This window comes from Emergencia timonensis (assembly GCF_900086585.1).
GTDB classification, from domain to species: domain Bacteria; phylum Bacillota; class Clostridia; order Peptostreptococcales; family Anaerovoracaceae; genus Senimuribacter; species Senimuribacter timonensis.
The window spans coordinates 777,839-801,030 of the sequence record NZ_FLKM01000008.1 but is presented as its reverse complement, the minus strand read 5'-3'; the positions used below and the strand labels follow the sequence as shown (position 1 = coordinate 801,030).

General features: G+C 46.0%; 20 protein-coding genes. 9 read left to right on the top strand and 11 right to left on the bottom strand.

Annotated elements, in window-relative coordinates; translation table 11 throughout:
• Positions 1-20 precede the first annotated feature (20 nt).
• The 6 genes from BN6539_RS05025 to hslO form a co-directional block, all read right to left on the bottom strand.
• Positions 21-881, bottom strand: coding sequence for a hypothetical protein (locus BN6539_RS05025; protein ID WP_067534613.1), 861 nt, complete (start codon positions 879-881; stop codon positions 21-23).
• Positions 882-1,428: 547 nt separating this feature from the next.
• Positions 1,429-2,994 (bottom strand): ClC family H(+)/Cl(-) exchange transporter, encoded by a 1,566-nt coding sequence (locus BN6539_RS05020; RefSeq protein ID WP_067534610.1) that lies wholly within the window; start codon positions 2,992-2,994, stop codon positions 1,429-1,431.
• A 6-nt stretch (positions 2,995-3,000) separates the two neighbouring features.
• Positions 3,001-4,512, bottom strand: a complete 1,512-nt coding sequence (locus BN6539_RS05015) for a DUF1846 domain-containing protein (protein ID WP_067538085.1) — start codon at positions 4,510-4,512, stop codon at positions 3,001-3,003.
• A gap of 157 nt (positions 4,513-4,669) precedes the next feature.
• Positions 4,670-5,086 carry a DUF1934 domain-containing protein gene (locus BN6539_RS05010; protein ID WP_207645077.1) on the bottom strand — a complete coding sequence of 139 codons (417 nt, stop codon included), beginning with the start codon at positions 5,084-5,086 and terminating at the stop codon, positions 4,670-4,672.
• Positions 5,067-6,098 (bottom strand): D-alanine--D-alanine ligase family protein, encoded by a 1,032-nt coding sequence (locus BN6539_RS05005; RefSeq protein ID WP_067534604.1) that lies wholly within the window; start codon positions 6,096-6,098, stop codon positions 5,067-5,069. Before BN6539_RS05005 ends, BN6539_RS05010 begins: the two co-directional genes overlap by 20 nt.
• A 60-nt stretch (positions 6,099-6,158) precedes the next feature.
• Complete coding sequence (gene hslO / locus BN6539_RS05000) at positions 6,159-7,073, bottom strand: Hsp33 family molecular chaperone HslO (protein WP_067534601.1); 915 nt, start codon at positions 7,071-7,073, stop codon at positions 6,159-6,161.
• 159 nt (positions 7,074-7,232) lie between these two features.
• Between hslO and BN6539_RS04995 the strand changes: the two genes are divergently transcribed.
• The 8 genes from BN6539_RS04995 (at position 7,233) to BN6539_RS04960 (ending at position 16,761) form a co-directional block, all read left to right on the top strand.
• A complete protein-coding gene (locus tag BN6539_RS04995; protein ID WP_082907359.1) occupies positions 7,233-8,456 on the top strand; it encodes a S1C family serine protease in 1,224 nt (407 codons plus the stop codon).
• Positions 8,457-8,783: 327 nt separating this feature from the next.
• Positions 8,784-9,977, top strand: a complete 1,194-nt coding sequence (locus BN6539_RS04990) for a dicarboxylate/amino acid:cation symporter (RefSeq protein ID WP_067534598.1) — start codon at positions 8,784-8,786, stop codon at positions 9,975-9,977.
• A 591-nt stretch (positions 9,978-10,568) separates the two neighbouring features.
• Positions 10,569-11,264, top strand: a complete 696-nt coding sequence (gene vanR / locus BN6539_RS04985) for a VanR-ABDEGLN family response regulator transcription factor (protein ID WP_067534595.1) — start codon at positions 10,569-10,571, stop codon at positions 11,262-11,264.
• Complete coding sequence (locus BN6539_RS04980; protein ID WP_227142418.1) at positions 11,254-12,345, top strand: sensor histidine kinase; 1,092 nt, start codon at positions 11,254-11,256, stop codon at positions 12,343-12,345. Before vanR ends, BN6539_RS04980 begins: the two co-directional genes overlap by 11 nt.
• 157 nt (positions 12,346-12,502) lie before the next feature.
• On the top strand, positions 12,503-13,324 hold the full coding sequence (gene vanW / locus BN6539_RS04975) for a glycopeptide resistance accessory protein VanW (RefSeq protein ID WP_067534589.1): 822 nt from the start codon (positions 12,503-12,505) through the stop codon (positions 13,322-13,324).
• Between the two features lie 4 nt (positions 13,325-13,328).
• Complete coding sequence (gene vanG, locus BN6539_RS04970; protein WP_067534586.1) at positions 13,329-14,372, top strand: D-alanine--D-serine ligase VanG; 1,044 nt, start codon at positions 13,329-13,331, stop codon at positions 14,370-14,372.
• A 2-nt stretch (positions 14,373-14,374) separates the two neighbouring features.
• Positions 14,375-15,118, top strand: a complete 744-nt coding sequence (locus tag BN6539_RS04965) for a D-alanyl-D-alanine carboxypeptidase family protein (protein ID WP_067534583.1) — start codon at positions 14,375-14,377, stop codon at positions 15,116-15,118.
• 242 nt (positions 15,119-15,360) lie between these two features.
• Positions 15,361-16,761: an NYN domain-containing protein gene (locus tag BN6539_RS04960; RefSeq protein WP_067534580.1), complete on the top strand. Its 1,401-nt coding sequence runs from the start codon at positions 15,361-15,363 to the stop codon at positions 16,759-16,761.
• A 53-nt stretch (positions 16,762-16,814) separates the two neighbouring features.
• On the opposite strand, the gene BN6539_RS04955 is transcribed toward BN6539_RS04960, so the two are convergent.
• From BN6539_RS04955 to BN6539_RS04940, 4 genes are all read right to left on the bottom strand, one after another.
• Entirely contained in the window at positions 16,815-17,075 is a 261-nt protein-coding gene (locus BN6539_RS04955; RefSeq protein ID WP_067534577.1) for a thioredoxin family protein, read from the bottom strand.
• Positions 17,076-17,145: 70 nt separating this feature from the next.
• A complete protein-coding gene (locus BN6539_RS04950; RefSeq protein ID WP_067534574.1) occupies positions 17,146-18,405 on the bottom strand; it encodes a Sapep family Mn(2+)-dependent dipeptidase in 1,260 nt (419 codons plus the stop codon).
• Between the two features lie 9 nt (positions 18,406-18,414).
• Entirely contained in the window at positions 18,415-19,524 is a 1,110-nt protein-coding gene (locus tag BN6539_RS04945; RefSeq protein ID WP_067534571.1) for a DUF917 domain-containing protein, read from the bottom strand.
• Positions 19,521-20,807, bottom strand: a complete 1,287-nt coding sequence (locus BN6539_RS04940; RefSeq protein ID WP_067534568.1) for a cytosine permease — start codon at positions 20,805-20,807, stop codon at positions 19,521-19,523. Before BN6539_RS04940 ends, BN6539_RS04945 begins: the two co-directional genes overlap by 4 nt.
• 176 nt (positions 20,808-20,983) lie before the next feature.
• On the opposite strand from BN6539_RS04940, the gene BN6539_RS04935 reads away from it, so the two are divergent.
• Complete coding sequence (locus tag BN6539_RS04935; protein ID WP_082907358.1) at positions 20,984-22,570, top strand: PucR family transcriptional regulator; 1,587 nt, start codon at positions 20,984-20,986, stop codon at positions 22,568-22,570.
• Between the two features lie 49 nt (positions 22,571-22,619).
• Here the strand turns inward: BN6539_RS04935 and spoIIR are convergent, their stop codons facing one another.
• Positions 22,620-23,168 carry a stage II sporulation protein R gene (spoIIR, locus tag BN6539_RS04930; protein WP_182435573.1) on the bottom strand — a complete coding sequence of 183 codons (549 nt, stop codon included), beginning with the start codon at positions 23,166-23,168 and terminating at the stop codon, positions 22,620-22,622.
• Between the last annotated feature and the right edge of the window lie 24 nt (positions 23,169-23,192).

The window sequence follows — 23,192 nt, the reverse complement described above, 5'->3', positions numbered from 1 at the left end:
CTTTATCTATGCAAGGCGGTTTACATTGGTCTGATACCTGCTATAATTTTCTGCCGATCTATTTTGACACCATCAAATAGAGGAAGGATTTGTGTTTTAATTATTTCGTTAATAACCCCACTGCTGAAATTTCCTTTGTTATCATCCATAGTAATAATAAAATTATCTCCAAGCGAGAAACCGTTCATCTGATAAATGTTCAGCTTCTTAACATTATCATAACAGTATTTCTCACTATTTAAGAGCCCCAAATGCTCCCAAATCAAAATTTTTCCATCGGGCAGAAATATAGTGAAGTCAGAATAAATCCGTCCTCTGTTTCCTACAGTATACAAAAACTCCTCCTCGTAATGAAAAGGAATGCCATAGGCAAACAATGTATTTGCCAAAATCTGTTCAGATTTAGATCGCACTAGTTCGCCATAATCCGTCTCATGTGTATGATACTTTTCATTAAATGGGCATTTTGAATATGGCGCGGTCAAGCGCTCTTCTACTAACCTTTTCTTTCTCATCAATAGTACATTTTGATACTTGGGAGGCAGACCCTTTGCTATTTCAGCCACATCCAAGGGTTGATAGCTGTCCTGCAGTATTTCCAAAACCTTAAGATTCCTATTGCAGCGCCTGTTTACTTCCTTCTGAATTGCTTTCTCCGTTAGCTTAAGTATCATATTTTTATCTTTCGTAATATTGATCTGTCTATTATGTCTACGCCCTTTTCGTTTTTCATCAATTTCCCAGTAATAACTGATCTGATGAACCCTTTTTCTGATAGACAAATGCCCTTTTGGGGCGGACTCCATAAATTGCCCGCTCGTTTCTAGCAATTTGTTGGTTCGTTTTACTTCTTGCTCCAATGCTTTCGTAAAATCTCTCACTTGAACTTCCTTTCAGCTTTCTCTAATTTGTTAAATTTTGTAAGTTTATATATATTTTACCTTTTTAATTATATTTTGTCAACGTGATATGTATTTTTTAACATATTTTTGATTTGTTCGCATGGATAACGCAAATAGTTCATCAGTTCGGCATTTTTTTGTATCTTAACAAATATTGTGCCTGGCAAATACTAAAATGCTGCTAATTCGGCACGCTTGTACTCATCTGCTAGAAGCTATCCAATATTTTTTTGTAAAAGGGAGTCTACGTGCCGATTATCCTATAAAATTGCAATAGCCACGCACATAGAAATGGGTAAGTTCAATAATATGCCGAACCTTCTTAAAAAAAGTCATTTCCACGCGCGATAATGATCATATCCTCGAGCAGCGCCGAATTTGAGGAAATTCAGCAAATGTCATGCGCGGTTAGAGACGTACAGCAAACCAGCAAAAGCAGGAGAAGCGCGATATCCCACGTTCTCCGCAAATAGCGATTCCCAAAAACTGCAAAACCTCGCGCCGAAACGCGAGGTCCGTATAGTAATCACTGTCTGATACTCTTGCAAATATTATTTAGCTTCTCTTCCACCACTTTGACGAAAGATTGAGAGCAGAGCAAGATCAGTTTATCTCCACCCTGCAATATCGTACTGCCGCTGGGAACAATTTCCCGCTTATCCCGTTGAACGGATACCACCAGGCAGCCTGGCGGAAGAAGCATCTCTTCTATTTTTTCACCGTCCATGGGACAGCCTATGTAAACGTCACTTTCCAAGAGAACCTTATGGCTTCTCGTCTCTTCCGTCGTCCCGTAGTCCGCATCCTTGGAGAGCATACGATGGAGCAGCTGATCGTAAATCGGCTGTCCTTTGAGAATGTCGGCAGCCAAATAAGATACCAGAGCAACAATGGATAGGGAGAGGAAATTTTTAAAGTCGCCTGTCATTTCTGTAATCAGCAGCACCCCTGTAATAGGCGCTCTGACGATGGCTGTAAAATACCCTGCCATTCCCAGTATGACAAAGTTGGCCAGGTAAATATCACCGTATCCAGCCAGATCGCCGACGGCAGCAGCAAACAAGCCGCCAGTGATGGCTCCCAGCACCAGCAAGGGCAAAAAGATGCCGCCCGGAACCCCTGATCCGAAGCTGACGATAGAAAAGAGAAATTTTACTGCCAGCAAAATCAGTAAAGCCTTGATGGCAAAATCGCCTCTCGCCACTTCTGCAACAATTCCGTGACCGCTGCCCAGGACATAGGGATAACAAGCCGCCAACACGGCGACACAGAGAAAGGGCACGGCCACCCGCATGAATTTGCGCGGCAGCTTGTCATAAAGGTCCTGAACAAAAGAGGTCATCCAGTTGTAAAATACCCCAAAGACTCCTAATACCAGACCTAAGAGAATCACCATCCAGTACCGGGACAGCGGCAGTCGTCCCGCAATATGAAGTCCAAAGACTGGACTCAGTCCGAAGATATAGGAGGAAACGAAATCTGATGTGACCGACGCTGCCATGGTCGACAGCAGAATATCAGTCGAAAAGTTCTTGTGCAGCTCTTCAAGGGAAAAGACAACTCCTGCCAGAGGCGCACTGAAAGCGCCCGCAAGGCCGGCGCCTGCACCACAGGTCATGAGCATTTTTTCCTCCGTTCTCAGTTTATTCGTCAGCCTGGAAAACCCTTTTCCCACCATAGCGCCCAGTTGAATACTGGGACCCTCACGGCCCAAGGACAGACCCGCTCCGATGGCGCCGATTCCGCCAGCGAATTTAGCCAGAATGATCTGCCACCAATTTTGCTCAATCTGCCCTTTCATCTCTCCTTTGACTTGAGGAATTCCCGATCCTCCAGCCAGCGGAACTTTGCGGCCGCAATAGCAAACCACGAGATAAGCGCATAGCAGAGCCGCAAAAGCCAGAATCAGCATCTGCCCACCCGTCTTTGCCGCATCAAGAACAGAGTCTCTGAGAGACTCTGCTTTTTCTAACCCTAAACGGAAAACGGAGACGAGCAAGCCAGTCAAAAAACCGACGCCGATACCTTCCAGGATCATCCTATATTGATTTGTCGAAAACCTTTCAAGGGTTATTTTTGTCTTATTTTTCATCTTCAATTAATTATTATACAAGTTCGTCGTTACATATTCCGGATCTGAGGTCACATTGATGCCGAGCGCTCTCAGAGTCTGTTCGTCCCTGTCACTGAGGATAGCTGTGCAATGGGCCTTGCAGCCCTTCAGCAGCGGCAGTTTGCTGATTGCCACATAGGCAGAAGGATTCTGCGTTCCTGAAATAGTCAGCGCCATGAGAACCTCTTCACAGTTCAGACTTGTCCGATCAGACTCTAAGTAATTAATTTTTAATTTCTGTGTGGACTCTAATACCTGCGGCGTAATAATCAGCATGTCGTCGGCAATCCCGGATAATTTTTTGATGGCGTTAAGAACTGCCGCCGCCGCCGCAACCATTCTGCGGGAGCTTCTTCCAGTGATTATCGTTCCATCTGGCATTTCGATCGCCATGACCACCACATTCTCATAACGCTTGTCGCAGTCACGCTTCTTGTCGGCATAATCTCTGGCCGGCTGTACCACCTTTCGGTCGCTGACGTCTTTGCCGACTTCTTTCATCAGAAGCTTGGCCCGCTCCAAGGAACTTTCTGAAATCTTGCCCTTCTTATAGTCACACTCTGCGATCAGGTATCTTCTGATGATTTCCTGGCAGGCCGACTCACGACAGACATCGTCGTCAACAATGGCAAAGCCAACTCGGTTGACGCCCATATCGGTAGGGGATTTGTACTCGGACTCCTCTCCCGTAATTTTCTCGATAATTCTCTTTACTACTGGAAAGACTTCCAAGTCGCGGTTGTAATTGACAGCCATCTCTCCGTAAGCCTCCAAGTGAAAAGAGTCGATCATGTTGACGTCTTTGAGGTCCGCAGTGGCGGCCTCATAGGCGATATTGACCGGATGCTTCAGTGACAGGTTCCAAATCGGGAACGTTTCAAATTTGGCGTACCTGGCTTTGGTTCCCCGCTTAAAATCATGATAAAGCTGAGAAAGGCTGGTCGCCAGCTTTCCGCTTCCGCCTCCGGGACCGGTAACGACCACCAGTGGTTTTGATACTTCGATGTACGGATTGGCGCCATAACCTTCGTCGCTGACGATGGTGTCCACATCCGTCGGATAGCCTTTGGTAAATCTGTGTTTATAGGTTTTGATGCCTCTGCGCTCCAGCTTATTGATAAACATATTGACCGACGGTACATCTTCGTATCTTGTTACGACCACACTGTTAATCTTCAAGTCATAGTGCCGGAACGTGTCGATCAGTCTCAGGACCTCCAGATCATATGTAATGCCAAAATCGTGGCGCGTCTTATTGGTCGTGATGTCACCGGCGTAGATGCAGATGATGATTTCTGCCTTGTCCTTCAGCTTCTGCAAAAGTTCGATCTTTGCATTCTCATCAAATCCCGGAAGAACTCTCATAGCGTGCTTATCGTGAACCAGCTTACCGCCGAATTCCAAATACAGCCTTTCTGCATTTCCCCGGTTAATCCTTTCCAAAATAAACTTAGACTGCTCTTCTATGTATTTCTCTGCGTCAAAACCTTTTTTCAACATGATTCCTCCCATTGTAATCTTATACTGACAGCATGATTGCCCAAAGAATAGATGTAACTACCATCGCTGCGATAATTCCAACTATGATAATCTGTGCGATCAGCCTTTTCTTTTTGTCCATTTTGTTTACCTCCCCTGTTTCCACTGGTCACTGCTACTGCATGACCTCAATCTTTAATCTATTTCTGCCTTCTGCCATTCCATTGAGGCTGACATGATAATCGATATTGATGTCGCCAAACCCTTCTTCTGTGAGATTGTTGACCACGTCGTTGGTCAAAACCTCCATGTCCAAATTGCCATAAGGCGTGTGATACTTGCTGTTGAAACGCTTACCCTTTTCAAAGATAAATTCCATTCCAAAACCTACCTCGCTGCCAATTCTCTTCATGCGAATACAGTCCCCGGTCAGCTTCAAAGTCGTCTTGCAGCCCGGAAACCCGGAAAACTCGCTCTCGTCATAAATCAAGTACGTCGAATCCCCTTTTTCGTAGAGTTTTCCTTCTGTTATAAATTCCATCTGGTCTTCTGAAATATCTCCGGAAAATTGTTTACCGGTTATTTTTAGCATAATATCTTTCATAACCCAAATCCACAATCCTTTCAACTAACTCCCGGAAGGAGACGCCAGCCTCTTTCCACATTAACGGAAACATGCTGTACTTTGTAAAGCCGGGAATCGTATTTATTTCATTGATGTACACTTGACCTGTATCCTTGTCTAGAAAGAAATCGATTCTGGCAAAACCGCTGCAGTCCAAGGCCATGTATGCTTTTTTAGCCAATGTGCGGATTTCCTCGTAAGTGGAGGCTGGCAGCTTTGCCGGAATCGATAATTCCGTGCCTGCATCGTCCGTGTATTTGGCCGTGTAGTCGTAGAAATCCAGCTTGGCGACGATTTCCCCCACGGCGGCTACCTCCGGCTTGTGATTGCCAATGACGCCGGTTTCCACTTCCCGGCAATTGATACCTTCTTCTATAATAATTCTTCTGTCATACTTTCCTGCCAGAGCCAAAGCCGCGCGCAGTTCCTCTGTGTTCCTCACCTTTGAGATGCCCACGCTGGAGCCCATATTCGAAGGTTTGACAAAGAGGGTGTATGGAAGTTCCGCCTCCACCTCTTTGACCACGCTTTCAAGATCCTCCTTGACGTCTTCCGCGTAAACCAGCTTATACCTGGCCGTCGGCAGTCCCATTCGCTCAAAGATCTTCTTGGCGGAAACCTTATCCATGCATAGGGCAGAAGATAAGACGCCGCAGCCTGCATAAGGAACGTCCAGCATCTCAAAAAGTCCCTGGATGGTTCCATCTTCCCCATATGGTCCGTGCAGGACTGGCAGTGCAAAATCGGCTAATTTCTTTAAATCGCTGACTTCGATGTCGGCCGCTGTCTTCTCCCAGGAGCCGTCTGCCAAGTTGTGCACATCGCCCTCATATAGTTTCCATTGGCCGCTCTTTGTAATGCCGATCATGACAACATCGTACTTTTCCCTGTCTAACGCTTCGATGACAGAGGTTGCGGATAGCAGAGAGACTTCGTGTTCTCCTGATTTTCCGCCAAATAATACACCTATTTTTCTCATAAATGTCTCCTCATTTTATACGATAAAATCCTGCCGCCGGACGGCGTTGTATGCAGAATCTTATAACTGGCGATATAGTCTCTCTAAGTGCTCTTTATCAAAATAGTATTTCTTCTCGCAGAACTGGCATACCAGCTCCGCCTGGCCGTCTTCGTCAATGATTTCTTTCAGGTCTGTCCTGCCGATGGTCATCAGAGCCTGTTCCAGACGCTCTTCGCAGCAGTCGCATTGCCATTTCATCTGTATGGCCTCTAATTTCTCCACGGCAAATTCTTCTGGCATTTCTTTGAACAGTTCATCCATCAGTTCACAGGCCACACCCTCTTCGCTTTTGCCAGCTGACCGCAGCATCACTTCCTCTATGGTCGTAGTCAAAGGCTGCATCTTGCCCAGCATGGTTTCTAAGGCGTCCACAGCCGCCTCCTGGGCGTCAGGCAGCATCTGGATAATCATCCCGCCGGAACAGAGAACACTGCAGTCTCTGGCAATCTTTACGCCCAGGGCTACAGATGAGTTTTGCTGCTCTGATATATAATAATATGCGGTCAGGTCGTCCGCAATTTCTCCTGAAACTAAAGAAATCCTGCCCAAATAAGGTTCCTTCAGGCCAAGATCTTTGATGACAGTCAGTTCTCCGATTCCCAGGGCGCCGCCTACGTCCAGATGTCCGTCCGCCTTCAGAGGAAGATCCAGGTTTGGATTGGAGATATACCCTTTGACGCTTCCATTTTTATAAGCAGTAGCCAAAATTTCTTTTGCCGGACCGTCGCCTTTAAATTGTACCGTCAGCTTGTCGTTTTCGTTTTTCAGCATAAGTCCCATCAGCCCGGCGCCAGTCAGCACTCTGCCCAGTGCGGCGGTGGCAAGAGGCGTAGTGTTGTGAATCTTGCGCGCCTCTTCTACCATGTCCGTAGAAATGGTAAGATACACTCTGAAAGACTTGCTTTTGTCCATTGCTGTAATTACTTTGCTCATTTTTTATATCTCATACCTTTCGTTTCTCACATTTCATATATCCAATGCTATATTTTATCACATCCTTGACAATTTTAACACAGAAAAACCACAATTACGCGTTATAATTTGTTCATAATCAGGATAAAATCAAACAAAGAAGGAAAGGCAGGTAACAAAATGGATAATTGGGATAACAATTTTGACAATCGATCGCCAAATTTCATTATGGTAGGTGATTCTACAGACAAGACAGAGCATCAATCCTATCAGGGATCCGATTATGAATACGCAATTCCAAAAAAGAAAGAACCGAAATACATTACCCGGAAGGCATTTATTATTACTTTAATCATCTGTATGATTGCAACCTCCGGCCTGACCATTGCGGGATACACCCTCGCCTCAAACATGGGCGTCGGCGGCACATCAAAGACCGTATCCGCAACGAACTACACTCTGGCAAAGGCCACTGGCAGCGAAAAATCCGTACAGGAAATCATCGCACAGAACGAAAACGCTGTCGTTGAAATTAAGACAGAAGCTGTATCACGAGATAACTGGATGCAGAATTACGTGACTGAAGGCGCCGGAAGCGGCGTTATCGTCGACACAAAGGGCTATATCCTCACCTGTGCACATGTCGTTGAGGGTTCCAACAAAATTATGGTAACACTAAAGGACGGCACGGAACTAGAAGCGACTTTGGTGGGCATGGACTCTCAGAACGACATCGCGGTCATCAAAATCAAAGCGAATAATCTGACTGCTGCAACTTACGGCGATAGCTCCGAATTATCCGTCGGCTCCCTGGTCGTTGCCATCGGCAACCCGCTGGGAGAATTGGGCGGCAGCGCCTCCACCGGCATCATCAGCGCCCTTGACAGAGAATTGACCGTTGGAAACAAAAACTTAACCTTACTGCAGACGGACGCCTCCATCAATCCGGGCAACTCCGGCGGCGGACTCTTTGACCAGTACGGAAATCTGGTCGGCATCGTCGTCGCAAAATCCACCGGTTCTGATGTAGAAGGCCTTGGATTCGCCATTCCAATCAAAGAGGCGGCATCTATCGCCAAGGATCTGATTGAAAATGGCCGCGTGACAGGTCGGGCGGCAATTGGTGTTAAAATTGCAGACATTTCGGATGCAGAGACTGCATTACAATACGGCGTAAAAATGACTGGCGTTTATATTCAGGAAGTAACCGGTTCCAATGCCAAAAGCGCTGGCTTGCAGGCTGGAGATATGATTTACTACCTGGAAGACACCAAGATCGAGACTTCCTCGGATCTGCAGTCAGCTCTGTCTGAGCATAAGCCTGGTGAAACAGTAAAGCTAACCGTAATACGCAACAACAAAACTGTAGATTTGAAAGTCAAATTGACTGAGTCAACTCAATAAATAAAAATTTCTTCATGGGGAGTCCCGCAAATACGCGGCTCCTCTTTTTTATAGCATAGGAAATATCGTCGGGAGGACGTATTTCCGTATGTTTCATCCTTCGCTTTGCTCACTCCTCCAGTCGCTAACGCGCCTTTCGCGGTCCGATTCGCCAGGTCAGCTAAGCTGGGGCGAAAAGGCAAGAAACGTACCTTACGAAGCGTCACCACTTGCGGGCGACATGCGTGCATAGGAGCGCTGCTCCGTCATGCACTCGTTTTTTATGTTTCAAACGTCCTATATCTGTGTATAATCTTTGCGTTAATTCAAATTGTTTAGGAGTAAAATATGAAAAAACTATTTAGCAATCTTCCTTTCAGGCTGCTCTTGGGTATCGTCATCGGAATCCTGGTCGGCCTATATGCGGGCAAAGATTTTATGCAGGTCGTAGTCACAATTAAATATGTCCTGGGACAGATAATTACTTTCAGTGTGCCTCTGATTATCATTGGCTTTATCGCACCTTCCATTACACGGCTGGGAAACAACGCCTCCAAGATACTGGGCATCGCAGTTGTTATCGCTTATCTCTCTTCCATCGGCGCCGCCTTTTTCAGTACCGCTGCCGGATACGGGCTGATTCCAAATCTTTCTATCGTTTCTAACGTAGAAGGTCTGAAGGATCTGCCGGAGGCGGTATTCCAACTGGACATTCCGCAGATTATGCCTGTGATGAGCGCTTTGGTATTATCGGTGTTCTTAGGTCTTGCTGTATCGTGGACAAAGTCAATCAATCTAGCCAATCTACTTGAGGAATTTCAGCGGGTGGTGCTGGCAATTGTCACAAAAATAATTATTCCGCTGCTGCCGTTTTTCATCGGATTTTCATTCTGTGCTTTGGCATATGAAGGGACAATCACCAAACAGCTTCCAGTCTTTATTGAAGTCATCTTAATTGTAATGGCTGGTCACTACTTATGGCTGGCGCTTCTCTACGGATTAGCCGGCGCTTATTCAAAGAAAAGTCCCTTTGAGGTAATCAGACACTACGGTCCGGCCTACTTGACGGCTGTCGGCACCATGTCCTCAGCTGCAACCCTGGCAGTGGCGCTGAACGGCGCCAGAAAGTCTAAGGCTCTGCGAAAAGATATGGTGGACTTCGGGATTCCCCTCTTTGCCAATATTCACCTGTGCGGTTCTGTTTTGACAGAGGTCTTCTTTGTCATGACAGTTTCAAAAATTCTCTACGGTGAACTTCCTACTGTAGGAACGATGATACTCTTCTGTATGCTGCTGGGTATTTTCGCGATTGGCGCACCTGGCGTTCCAGGCGGAACCGTCATGGCTTCCTTAGGTTTGATTATGGGCGTACTGAACTTCGACGAGACCGGTACGGCGCTGATGCTGGCTATCTTCGCCCTGCAGGACAGCTTCGGCACAGCTTGCAACATCACCGGCGACGGCGCTCTGACCCTGATGCTCACCGGTTATGTAGAGAAACACGATCTGAAACCGCAGAAACTGGACGGGGGAATATTATAAATCGGCTTAAATCCGGCAAAAGTGCCAGAATTGATTAAAAAACAAGCATTTATGGCAGATTTGAGCTTGCATCAGCCTCTTCCGAGAGGCAAAAAGCTCTGATTGGTCTGGATATCGCTAAAAAATGTTGTTTTAATGCAAAAGTTTATCACTATATAACTTTACAGTCCATTGGCACTTTTTACATTTTATGGGTAATTAGTTAAAAACAGGCTTCTATTTCTTAAAAAAGTGCCTAAATTAATCAAAAGACAAGAATTTATGGCAGATTACTTGATTTCGGACGATATTTCCCATGCTATAAACACAAAAGCAGCCTGCGGCTAGTTGAGAAACTAGCCAACAGGCTGCTTATTTTAATTTGACAGTTCTGTGCAGAATTTTTCGCCCCTGCTTCATTTTCGTTAAAGCAACCCACATCTGATCTTCCATCGTGTTTGTTGTGCAACTGCCGTCTTCTGTATCTAATACCTGGTACCGTCCCCATATTGTCCAAAACGAACTTTCATGTTAAAATGTAAAAATCAAGGGTAAAAGACATGGAAATACGCTCTTCGGACGATATGTTCTATGTTAGAGAAAGGGAGATGTATGAAAGAAAAGATTTTAATTGTAGACGACGAAAAGGAGATAGCCGATCTGATTGAAGTTTATCTAAAAAACGACGGCTATGAAGTATATAAATTTTACAATGGCAGCGATGCGTTAAACTGCATCGCTGAAAACGACGTTGACATGGCCGTGCTGGACGTGATGCTGCCGGATATCGACGGCTTTAAGATTCTGCAGCGGATCAGGGAGAAATACTTTTTTCCAGTTATCATGCTGACTGCGAAGGTAGAAGACATGGACAAAATCATGGGACTGACCCTGGGGGCCGACGATTATATCACAAAACCTTTTAATCCGCTGGAGCTGATGGCTCGCGTTAAGACACAGCTGCGGCGCTACAAGAGTTACAACCAGGTCAATCACATTGAATCGCAAATGTACGATATCAGAGGATTAGTCATCAGCAAAGATACCCATTCCTGCACCCTTTACGATCAGGAATTGAGTTTGACACCGCTGGAGTTTTCCATACTGTGGTACCTCTGCGATCATAAAGGCAAGGTCGTTTCCTCCGAAGAGCTGTTCGAAGAGGTCTGGGGTGAAAAGTACCTGGAGAACAGCAACAATACCGTCATGGCACATATCGGCCGGCTGCGGGAAAAACTAAAGGAACCTGCCAAGCATCCGAAATTTATAAAAACTGTGTGGGGAGTGGGATATAAAATTGAAGAGTGAAAAAACATTATCAAAGAGGCTGTCAAGACAGTTGATGCAGCGAATGCTCATCACTTTGATTGCATATACCTTTATCGGCATCGCCGCCTATTTTGTTGCGGTGATTGTTTTCGGGTTTTTCACCTGGCAGCAGGAAAATCCGATCTACCAGCTTGCCAACTGGGCGCAACTGCGGCGAGAGTGGTTCATGCTCCTCTATTTTGGAGGCGGATACATTCTGATCATCCGCCATTACTGGACGCAGCCTTTCCGTTACTTTCAAGAATTGGTCGATGCGACAAAAACGGTTGCCAGCCACGACGATCAATTAATCACCCTCTCTCCTCAGCTATCAGAACTAGAGGGAGAATTGAACCAGATCAAAATGACTGCCTTAAACAACCAGCGTGCAGCCAGAGAAGCTGAACAGCGGAAAAACGATCTGGTTACTTACCTTGCTCACGATTTAAAGACGCCGATTACATCGGTAATTGGCTATTTGACCTTACTCCACGATGAACAGCAGATTTCAGAAGAAATACGGCAGCGTTATCTTTCTATTGCGCTGGACAAGTCAGAAAGACTGGACGACTTAATCAATGAGTTCTTTGAAATTACCAGATTCAATCTTTCTCATATATCGCTGGAAAAGAAACAGATCAACCTGTCACTGATGCTGGATCAACTGCTCTACGAATTCCAGCCCATGCTGAAAGAAAAACGTCTGGAATGTCAGCTCAATGTAGCGGATGGAATCATGATGCGCTGCGATCCAGATAAGCTGCAGAGAGTTTTCGATAATCTGCTGCGCAACGCCGTCAATTACAGTTTTGAAAATTCTTCTATTCGAATTACAGCAAAGACGGGCATCAACAACGTCCTGCTCACCTTTGAGAACGATGGCGATACCATATCAAAAGAAAAACTCTCCAGAATTTTTGAACAATTTTATCGTTTAGACACATCCAGATCCTCCGGCAGCGGCGGCGCCGGTTTGGGACTTGCTATCGCGAAAGAAATCGTCGAACTCCACGGCGGAACCATTCGCGCCTTCAGCGAAAACGATATTATTCGGTTCGACGTTTCTCTCCCCCTTTCGTAAAGTGAAAATGGACGGTATTTCTCAGGGTATTAGAAAATCGTAAGATTTTGCTCAGAAAATAGTCACAATTTCATAGGTCTAATGATAAGAACAAAATCCACTGTCTTGGTATGATAAAGCTGTACCGAGACAGTGGATTTTTTATAGGAGGAATGAAATGACTAGAAAAAGAGTGACAGAAAGGTTTCCCTGGCTGCTGCCAATCAGACAGGCGCAGAGGAAGATATTCTTTTATGTGGGAATGCGTCTTGATAAAAACACTTACGCACAGACACAGAAAAAAGCACGCCTGGCCCATGAGATATTCGAAACTGATTCACAAATGCTCAACCAAAACAGCGGTTTTGATATGAAGTACCAATTTAACAAAGTGCACAACCTGAAACTGGCGGCAAAAAAAATCAATGGTCTTATTATCCGTCCAGGGGAAGTATTTTCCTTTTGTTACGTTACCAGAAAGGCTGACAAAAAAGAGCCTTATCGCGATGGCCTCAGTTTAGTAAATGGGGAAATTACGGGAGAATACGGAGGCGGCTTATGTCAATTCAGCAATATGCTTTACTGGATGTTTCTGCACACACAATTGACCATCGTCGAACGACACGGTCACGAAGTCGAAGCCATACCGCCCACAGAGTCAAAATACTTAGCCGGTGTGGACGCAACTGTAGCAGAGGGCTGGCTGGATTTGAAAGTAAAAAACGACACGACCCATACCTATCAGATTGTCATCGATTTTGACAGCAAAACAATGTATGGAAAAATTCTGTCTGACAGCACAAGATGTTTTGACTACAAAATTTACAATCAGTCTCTCAGATATGTGAGAGAAAAAGGCAAAGTCGTTGAGAAGTCTATCGTAATGCGTCAACGTACCAGCAGAGTTTCGGGACAGACCGAGGAAGAAAGGCTTTATGAAAATACCTGCATCATCGATTATCCGTTACCAGTCAATATAGAAATATCAGAAGGGGTTTGATTATATGAAAAAGAATATCTTAGTTTTGTTTGGAGGCTGTTCTCCTGAATATCCAATTTCGCTGAAGTCGGCTTATGCCGTACTGACCCACATCAATGCAGATAAATACAATATACTGGCTATGGGGATTACCAAAGACGGCCAGTGGCTGCGCTACAATGGAGACTATGAAAATATTTTAGCGGACACCTGGCATCAAAACCGCAGGCAGTGCACACCAGCTTTTCTTTCTCCTGACCGCTCTGTTCATGGAATAGGAGAACTGACGGAAAAAGGGCTTTCCTTTACCTATGTTGATGCGGTCTTCCCTGTACTCCACGGAAAGAACGGCGAAGACGGCAGCGTACAGGGATTAGCCGAAATGGCCGGAGTTCCCATCATAGGCTGCGGGGCTCTTTCATCTGCCCTTTGTATGGATAAGTACCGCGCACATCAAATTGTCAGTCTGGCAGGCATCCAGGTTCCGAAGGCAGCTTTCTTTGACCGCAAGCCGACCGCGGAAAGACTGTACGAAGAAACAAAATCCTTGACTTATCCTCTCTTTGTAAAACCGCTGCGTGCTGGTTCCTCTTTCGGTATCAGTAAAATTACAGAAAAAGCACAATTGGCCGATGCTGTAGATTTGGCGTTCCGCTACGACAGCGAAATCATCGTGGAGGAAAACATCGAAGGCTTTGAGGTGGGCTGCGCCGTTCTAGGCAACGACGAATTGATCCTCGGCAGAGTTGATGAAATCGAATTGTCTCACGGCTTCTTCGACTACAAAGAAAAATACACACAGAGGACAGCGAAGATCCACATGCCTGCTCGAATCGATGCTGATACGGAAGAACGCGTTCGCAAGGCAGCTGCAAAGATCTACAGAGCGTTGGACTGCAGCGGTTTTGCCCGGGTTGACATGTTTCTAACACCGTCAGGGGAGATTGTGTTCAACGAAGTCAACACCATACCTGGCTGCACGGATTGCAGCCGCTATCCTAGCATGCTGCAGGGCGTCGGTTTGGATTATGCTGCCATAGTAGAAAAACTAATCAGTCTGGAGATATAACTATGAGAACCATTAAATTTTCAAAAGGGGATAAATATAAAGGAAATCTGATCCTGGTCAACGGACTCTGGCCTCTGCAGAATGATGAGAAGCCGCCCTGTGTTCCGATTTTAGATCAGTTTCCATCGGTTCTGCTGCACATCAAAGCCTCCGCCTGCCTCCGGCAGATTTTAAAGACTATTGACGCCGCTGACAGCATTGTTCCCGTCAGCGGTTACCGCCCGCTGGCAGAACAAGAAGAAATCTACAGAGACTCTCTGACGGAGAATGGGACAGAATTCACAGAGAAGTTTGTCGCAAAGCCCGGCTGCAGCGAACACCAGAGCGGGCTGGCCATTGATTTAGGAGAAAAGGCCGATTACATAGATTTTATCTGTCCGGATTTTCCTAACAAGGGAATATGCGCCGAGTTTCGCAAGCTGGCCTCCAAGTACGGTTTCATTCAACGTTATACAAGGGAAAAAGAGACCGTCACTCGCATTGCCTGCGAGCCTTGGCACTTTAGATATGTGGGTTATCCTCACTCCGAAGTCATGGAAAACTTGGGTTTGTGCCTGGAGGAATATATCGAATATCTCAAAGCGTTTCCTGCAGGAGCAAAGGCATTGAAGCTGCGATGCGGAGCGCGGCAGATTCAGATTTCTTACGCCAATGAAGCAGTCTCAGAAATGCAGGTATCCGACAACGCCATTGTGGAAGTTTCAGGAAACAACATAGACGGCTGTATCGTGACTGTCTGGGAATAAAACCGACGCCAAGGCGCCGGTTTTTTAATACTCTTTTCTCTGTAATTTCTTTTCCATCGTCTCTCACGTAAATTTTTATCACAGCAGCAGAATTTTAGGTCAATTTGCCATATTTTTCACAGAAAAGTGGTGGAAGTATGTTATAATAAATTGCAATATTACATTATCACTATAATATATTTCATCTGTACTGTAATATCGAGAAGATAAACTTTAAAAACTATAATATAAGGAGGGAAAGAATGAACAGAGATTTGAACGAAGCCAGCATTTTACAGAGTCAAAGCGAGACGACTACCGATATCTATTTTAAAAACACCTATACCATCGTATCCACTGTCGCCTATCTTCTTGGCGTACCGGAGAAGATATTTCAGAACGAATTCGGTTCGCCAAGGCCAGAGGTATACGAAAGATTAGAGAAAGAGAAAAGCGCCCGCATCATACGCAACTTATGTATGCTGAGAACGGCCATAGAAAGAAATTTCGGTTATATTAACGAAAAAATGACCTTTGAATACAAAGGTCTGATGTCTATGCCTGAGCTGATACCCATCGATGCAATCACGCAGCTAGAACAGGATCACATTCACATTGTCAAGACACACAGCAAGTTGGTACACTACATCATTGATATTAACCGTCTGATCATGGACAGAATCAACAACTGTAAAGATTTTTTCCCAATGTGGCTCAACTGGCAGTATTTGAGGGAAATCTTCATCATGCCCAACGGATTGACCGAAGAAGGCACTAAAGTTGCCGCCAACCTGTATTATATGAATAAAAACTTTTATCCCTACCGCATGTATATGAACTGGCCACCGACAGATCAAGGAAATATTCTATATAACGACAAAAAATTCGTAACTTTATTATATGAATGGAATTTTGATAAATTTGAAGACTTCAGCAAAGTATCTGACGCCGGCAGCCGCACCAAGGACAATATCTATCAATTCCTCGAAGACAGCGGCCGCACCGTGGTCGTCGTGGACTGTGAGAACTCCGACCCTTATAAATTGTGCGCCGTCTTTAACCACCTGGAAACAGATATATTAGAAAAAATTGCCCGCGTCGTTCTCTTTGACGACGTACATACTACTGACGCCTGGGCCATTCTAAAGCAGTATGTCCACGTACCCATTGAGCACATCGTCATCGAACGAATCAAACAGAATAAATCATTGGTGGACATCCGTCTCACCGCCGATGCCTGCAAAGAGTTTTATCAGAACAATACAGATTCTTTTATCATCGTTTCCAGTGATTCAGACTATTGGGGGTTGATTTCTGCCCTGCCAGACGCTCATTTTCTAGTTATGATCGAACGGGAAAAATGCGGTCCGGATATGAAAACCGCCCTGGCGACTTCTGGAATTTTTTATTGTTTCCTCGATGATTTCTATTCAGGTGATAATGAGGAAATTATCATCAACGCCTTGGTACTAGAGACGCGAAAATATTTGGATTTCACAGTAAAGTTCAATGTAAAAGACCTGATGAGCCATATTCTGCAGGCCACCAGAGTAACCTTATCCGAAGAGGAAAAAAAGCAATTTTACGATAAATACATCAAGTCCATGCGCCTCGCCATTGATGACAACGGCGATGTACATGTGGAACTGAATTCCTGGAAATAGCAGTCCAGACAAGCAGCCTAAGACAAATAGAAAAGGAGCCTTTGCAGCTCCTTTTATTTTAGTGCTTCTTCGTAAACGGCCTGTACCTTTTCCAAAGTCGGAACTCCTTCGTGAATTTTCTTTCCATCCACATAGTAGGTCGGTACGTAATAGTAGTCCAGCGTATCAGCCAGAGCGCTTTCCTGCTCTTCGTCAGCGATGCGCACTTCTACATCCTTGTATTCCGGGTGTGTTTCCTTCAGCTGGTCCATCATCTCCAATGCCTGCTGGCAATAGGGGCAGCTTTCCAGGATCATCATCAAAACGTTCTTCATGAAAATTTCCTCCTGCGTTGTGATAGATATATGATACCCCGGACAAGAAAAAGTAAACGCCCGCTAGTCCCTAAGCTCTCTCGATGGCCAATCGATAGATTTCTCTCGCCTTATAAAGGTCCTCGATCAAAATATACTCGTCCGGCTGGTGCTCCGTGCACTCCCTGCCAGGGAAAACCGGTCCGAATGCGACGATGTTATCCATGGCTCTGGCATAAGTGCCGCCGCCCATGACCATCGGCTCGCTGTCGTCATTTGTAATTTCGCGATATGCAGCCAACAGTCCCTGAATAAATTCACTGTCTTTGTCGAGGAAGACGGATCGTTCACCGCCCGCCACATGGACTTCTACCCCATATGGCTCCACTCGCTCAGTAATGCGCCTGGTGACTTCTTCTTCCGTAAAGCTGATCGGATAGCGGATATCCAGGGCCAGGTAAACCCAGTCCTCGTCCATTTTGATTACGCCGGGGTTGATGGTGATATCGCCGCTCTGTTCATCGGACAGTTTACAGTTCAGCAGCGAACCGTCGTAGGTTTGGCCGATTGTCTCGTTGTAAAATTCTGCAAATCTGCCCTTCATCTCTTTCATCACCAGGCCGATGGCGTTTTCACCCAGCCAAGGCATGCTGCCGTGGGCAGACTTTCCTTCTCTCATCAAAGCGTGCTCCATGCCGTCCTCGTCCAAATAGACAGCCTCGCATTTGCCGGCCACCATGTTGGGCGCTTCACCGCCTTCCGCGGATACGAGATCAGATTGCGCCTTCGGCATCCGCAGGATTAAATCCAGAATTCCTTTTTCTGCGTAGATCAGCGGAAAGTCAGCGTCAGGCGTAAACCCGAAATCAGGCAGCTCCTCATGTGCCTTGTAGTACTCCATATCCTTCCACTCACCCGTCTCCTCGGAACAGCCGAAGATAATCCGCACTCGTTTACCCAAAGGTTTTCCGCTGTCTGCAAGTTCCTTCATCGCATAAATCGCCGCAATGGCAGGGCCTTTGTCGTCGATCACACCGCGTCCGTAGATACGATCTCCTTTGATCGTGGCATCAAAAGGTTCCACCGTCCAGCCGGGACCGGCGGGGACCACGTCCAGGTGGACTAAAATCCCCATCAGCTTGTCGCCTTCGCCGATTTCAGCATAACCCATGTAGTTTTCACATCGTCCTGTGCGGAATCCCAATTTGCTGCATAGATCCAAACAGTATTCCAGCGCAAGATGGGGTCCTTCGCCGAAAGGCAGTTCCCCTTCTGGCTGCCCACTGACGCTCTCAATGGAAACCAGTCCTTTCAGATCCTGCAGCATGTTGTCTTCTTTGATATAAGCCATATTACACCTCTATTTTTCACTAAAAGGGATATACGGAACCTCCAGTCCAAAGTGTTTTGGGCCGAAACATGCAAGACCTGCCTCTGTGGTCCAGATTTCCGGCGCCGGCAGTGCAAAGATGTTCAGTTCCATACCCTCTTCAAAGTTTGGCGTCGTCAGCGGCTTGCCGTCCTGATCTACCATGCAGATCAAATCGGGAACCACTACGTCCACCTCGTCATTCTTATATGATATAATATTTTCGTTTTTAAAGCAAATTTTATACGCTTCGCCGTCGTAATCGTCTTTTCCGCTGAGATAGATTTCCCCATAGTTAAAGCCGTCTCTCTGCTCCCAAGGGGTTTTTTCCACACTTCCTTTGAACAGGAATTTGCCGTTCATGGCCTCTGTGATGGCCTTTGCCACCGCTTCTCCACTTCTGCCTGCTTCACGTTCCTCTCTGAGTATCTCTCCAATTTTCATGGCGTAACTGATGGCGCCCGGAATGATGGACTCTTTATAGTCCTTGCCCTTCATCGGGTGGTCAGCCACACCTACCATCGAATTGCTGACTACTGCGATGGCTCTTGTAATTTCCTCTGCTCTGAAATCGTCCACGGCGTCTTTTAAAATTACCACATCGCCGTAGTCGGTAGCTACTGCCATAGGCGTAATCGGCTTGTTCTTGACAAAATAAGTGGAATGCTGCAGTTCCGGCACCGATCTTCCTGCCGGGTCTGCGTCCATCAGAGGCAGATCCAACTGACACGCTGTATGTAAAGCTTCTGCCGTGTTTGCGCCGCCCAGCTCTGTGGAGGAGACAGCAAAGAATTTTTCTCCGAAGTGCTCTTCCAAGCTTCTGAAGGCCAATATCGATGCCGGATAGTCCAGATGAGGAAGTCTCTTGTATTTTTCATCTTCCTCTGCGTCTAAGGCAGGCGGCGCGCCGCAGCCGTAAGGAGTGGCAATATAAGCGTCATCTGGCAGTTCATCCAGATCTGCAAGGCGCAGCTGCCTACCTTCCTGGAAATCCTGCTCCATCATAGCAAGACCCTCTTCCAGATTTCCGCCGCCGCCTGTCCCTAAAACGGTGCAGCCGTAAAGAATGTCGATAATGTTTTGTTTCGTTAATGTTTTCATGATGCTTTCTCCTCTTTCAATCTGCCGTCAGCCCCTCTCGACTGGGACGGCACAAATTTTTCAACGATCAGATAGATGACGAATCCCGCCAGAATCCCCAAATACTCGATTTTGAACAGGTAAGCGATAATTGCCCCCAAGGCCCAGGAAGCTACCCCCGTCCAGTTAAATCCTTTGACAGGATGCCAGTTCTCGGCTTTTCCTTTGCCGACGATCCAGTAGTCCGCCATCATGACCCCGCCCACCGGGCAGACCAGGAAGGACAGGAAGCTTAGAAAGCCTTCGATATGATTGAGAATTCCCACCGCGCCGAGAACGGTTCCTACCAGTCCTGCGATGATGGTAACCTCCCGTCTTCTGTGATCCGGCACGCCCAAGGCCATGACGATATCCAGTCCTGCACTGTAAGCATTGGTGGAATTCGTGGTCCAGGTAGACAAAATCAGTGCCAGCACTCCGAAAACCGGAATCCCTACGGCAATCAGTACCATGCTGATATCGTAATTATCAGCAATCTTGGTCAGCAGTACGCCCAGGACCAAGGTGATAACCCCCATCGGGAAAACACCCCAGACGACAGATTTGATCGTATCTTTTCTCGACTTCTGAAACCTGGTAATATCGGCCGCGGTGATAGTGCCTACCGCATAAAAGTTAAAGGACAGTCCGACGCCGCCTAAAAAGCTCATCGTCTGGGTCACCTCTTTACCCATACCGGACATGCCGTATTCTTTGATTGCCAGGTAGGTTCCCAAGGCCATGACTACGATCAGAAATGGAATAGACACATAGTCCAGCTTCTCTAAAGCGCTCATGCCGAAAACTGCTGTCAGCAGCATGATGATCCCCCATAGGATATTCGATACGACCAGGGGAACTTCAATTCCCGCATACTCGCTCATAAAATTGGTGAAGGCTTCACCGCAGACGCCGTTCTGTATCCCAAACCAGCCGATCAGATTGATTGCAAAAATCAAGCTGACGATATATCGGCCGCCTTTGTCACCAAAGGTGGATTTTGTCAGCGTACACGATGCCATTCCCAAATCACAGCCCATCATACCCAAAATTGACATGACGACCACGACAATCACATATCCTAACGTACCAGAAATAATCGCAGGCCATACCGGCATTGCTTCCGCCAACAACGCACCTTCCAAAAATGAAGGTACGCATACGCAGATTCCAGCTTGCACAAAAGCCATAGAAATCCAGCTTTTTCGCTCATTTTTCCCGATGGGAGTCAGCGCATTGGCTTCTGCATTGTTCTTCTTTTCCATTTTTCCCTCCTTCTCGATGCAATAACTATTACTTTTCAAATTTTCTGTATTTTAACACTGTGAAGTTTCTCCTGTCATTCAACACATCATCAAAATCCACCGTTTCATCTTGTGCACCTGCACATCGCCCCCTTGTTTTCCCAGCCGGGCTGTGTTACCATAATAACAAAAAAGAAATGGAGAAATGGATGAGCGTTACGATCAAAGACTGTCTGCAGCTGCCCTCACTGTCCCTGGGCAGCGTCATTGCAGGAGAAAAAGGGCTGGACAGCATTGTCAATACAGTTTCTGTCGTTGAATTCGACACTCCTGGCGACAGTTATTCTATTTCTAACGAATTGCTGCTGTCCGCCCTCTACTCGATCAAAGATGATGTAGATGCACAATGCAGGGCTTTGGAAGAATATAAGAAATGCGGCGAAGTCGGCCTGGTCTTGTTCTACGCTGACCGCATTTTAGAAAGGATTGACGATAAGTTAATAGAAACGGCCAACCGGCTGAACTTTCCGATCATCGTCCTGCCCGGCGCCGATATGGGTCTGCGGTACAGCGACGTCATCAGTGAAGTGATGGAGGCTGTTTTTATGGACAAAAAAAACAGAAATTTCTTTGTGGACAATACTATGGAACGTTTGTCTCAGCTCTCTCCTTCAAACCGCACCATAAATAGTCCCCTGTCCCTGGCCTCCGACTATGCAAAGGCTTCCTTTTTTCTCTGCGATGCTGACGACAATCTGATTGGGTATTCCTACTGGCCTAAGACTAACGCAGTAAATTTCTCTGACGTTTTAACACAGTTTAACGACAATCACGCTGGTAAATATAGAACCGCAGAAAAAAATGGTCGCCTCTATCGCTACTTTCGCCACCCTTTTACCAACAAAGACGGCGCCCGCCTTTCTCTGTTAGCCGTGAGCAAAAATAACAGATTAACCACTGTAATTATGGAGCAGGTAGTGGAAATCATTCAACTATTTGCGGCCGTTTGGAATTACAATCTGAATCTGACGGCCAAGGAATCTCTGATTCCAGCTTTGATCGAAGGCGACCTGGACTTAACCCGGCACATATGCCAGGACCATCTGATTGATCTGTCCGAATACGATGCTTTTGCAATTTTGCGTTTCAATAAAGAAACTGCCGAAAAGACAGGGAAAGACACGTTTATTAGAAATCTGCGCGAGCGGTTCTATGATATCGCAAAAAGCGCAATTATCGATTCTTTCGCCAATTATGTCATCTTTCTCTTTTCCTACAGCAGTGATCTGGCAAAAGATCATATTCTGCTGGAAGAAGTGGCCCGGGAAATTCAGCGTTTTGAGTCGGTGCAGAACTACGCACTCTTCTCCAATGTTGACGCAGCTTCCCAAGTCAGAGAGCTTTATATCAGCTACACGGAACACATCGAGACAGCGATGAAAATTTATCCTCGCAAATCCTTTTTTAATAAAAGTGAAATCGACTTTGCCGGCAGATGCAAAGCCATTATCAGTTCTCTGGATGGCGAAACAGAAAAATATCTGCAGATGCTTTCGCCAATTATCCGGGAAACCGAGGAGGATCTGTTGCTCACCCTGACTACCTATTTCCTCGATGGAGGTGCAGAAGTAAAGAAGACTGCAGAACTGCTATACGTGCACCGCAACACGATTCAGTACAGGCTGGCAAGGATTAAAAATCTGCTCAACATGGATTTCGGCAAATTTCCCATGTCCTTTGATATATATATCGCCGTGGCGCTTAAGCGCATTCTTGCAGGCTAAGCACAAAAAAACAGGGACTGCAATTGGTCCCTGTCTCTGTCCTCCTCTGTTAATGAGAGGACTTTTTTAATTGCTTTTTCATGATTTCTTTTACCTTTGACTTTAAGATGATCTTATCTTTTTTATCTTTCTTTCCCACCAGACATAACTGAGGAAAAATCACACACCACCAATTGTGGCCGTCTCCCTTGCCCAACGTAACTTTCAGCGCCTCGTAGTTTCCAGCCGGCAGGGTCAAGTCTTCGTAACTCTTCTGCGGAATGAAGCTGACTCCAAGCTTTGCTCTTACAGGATAATCGTATCCGTTCTCTTCGATGATTTTCTCAGAAATCTGCTCGATCTCATCGATATTGTCGTTGATGTACTGGCGCGCATCGTCAATGCTGTCCTGCCCGTCCATAAATTCCAGGATACCATCTCTGACCGCCAGCTTCAGCGCCTGATCTTCTTTCGAGTCACTGTTTGCGATCACGTGTAGTCTGATCATCCCCGGATGATCATTGGGCGTATGATTTATGTAATAAGTCCCCGTGGCAGACACCAGCAGAAAAAAGATGAGCCAAAGGATTAATTCTCTTTGTAATAATGTAGTTCTCATAAAAAATTCCTGTCCTTTCTGAAA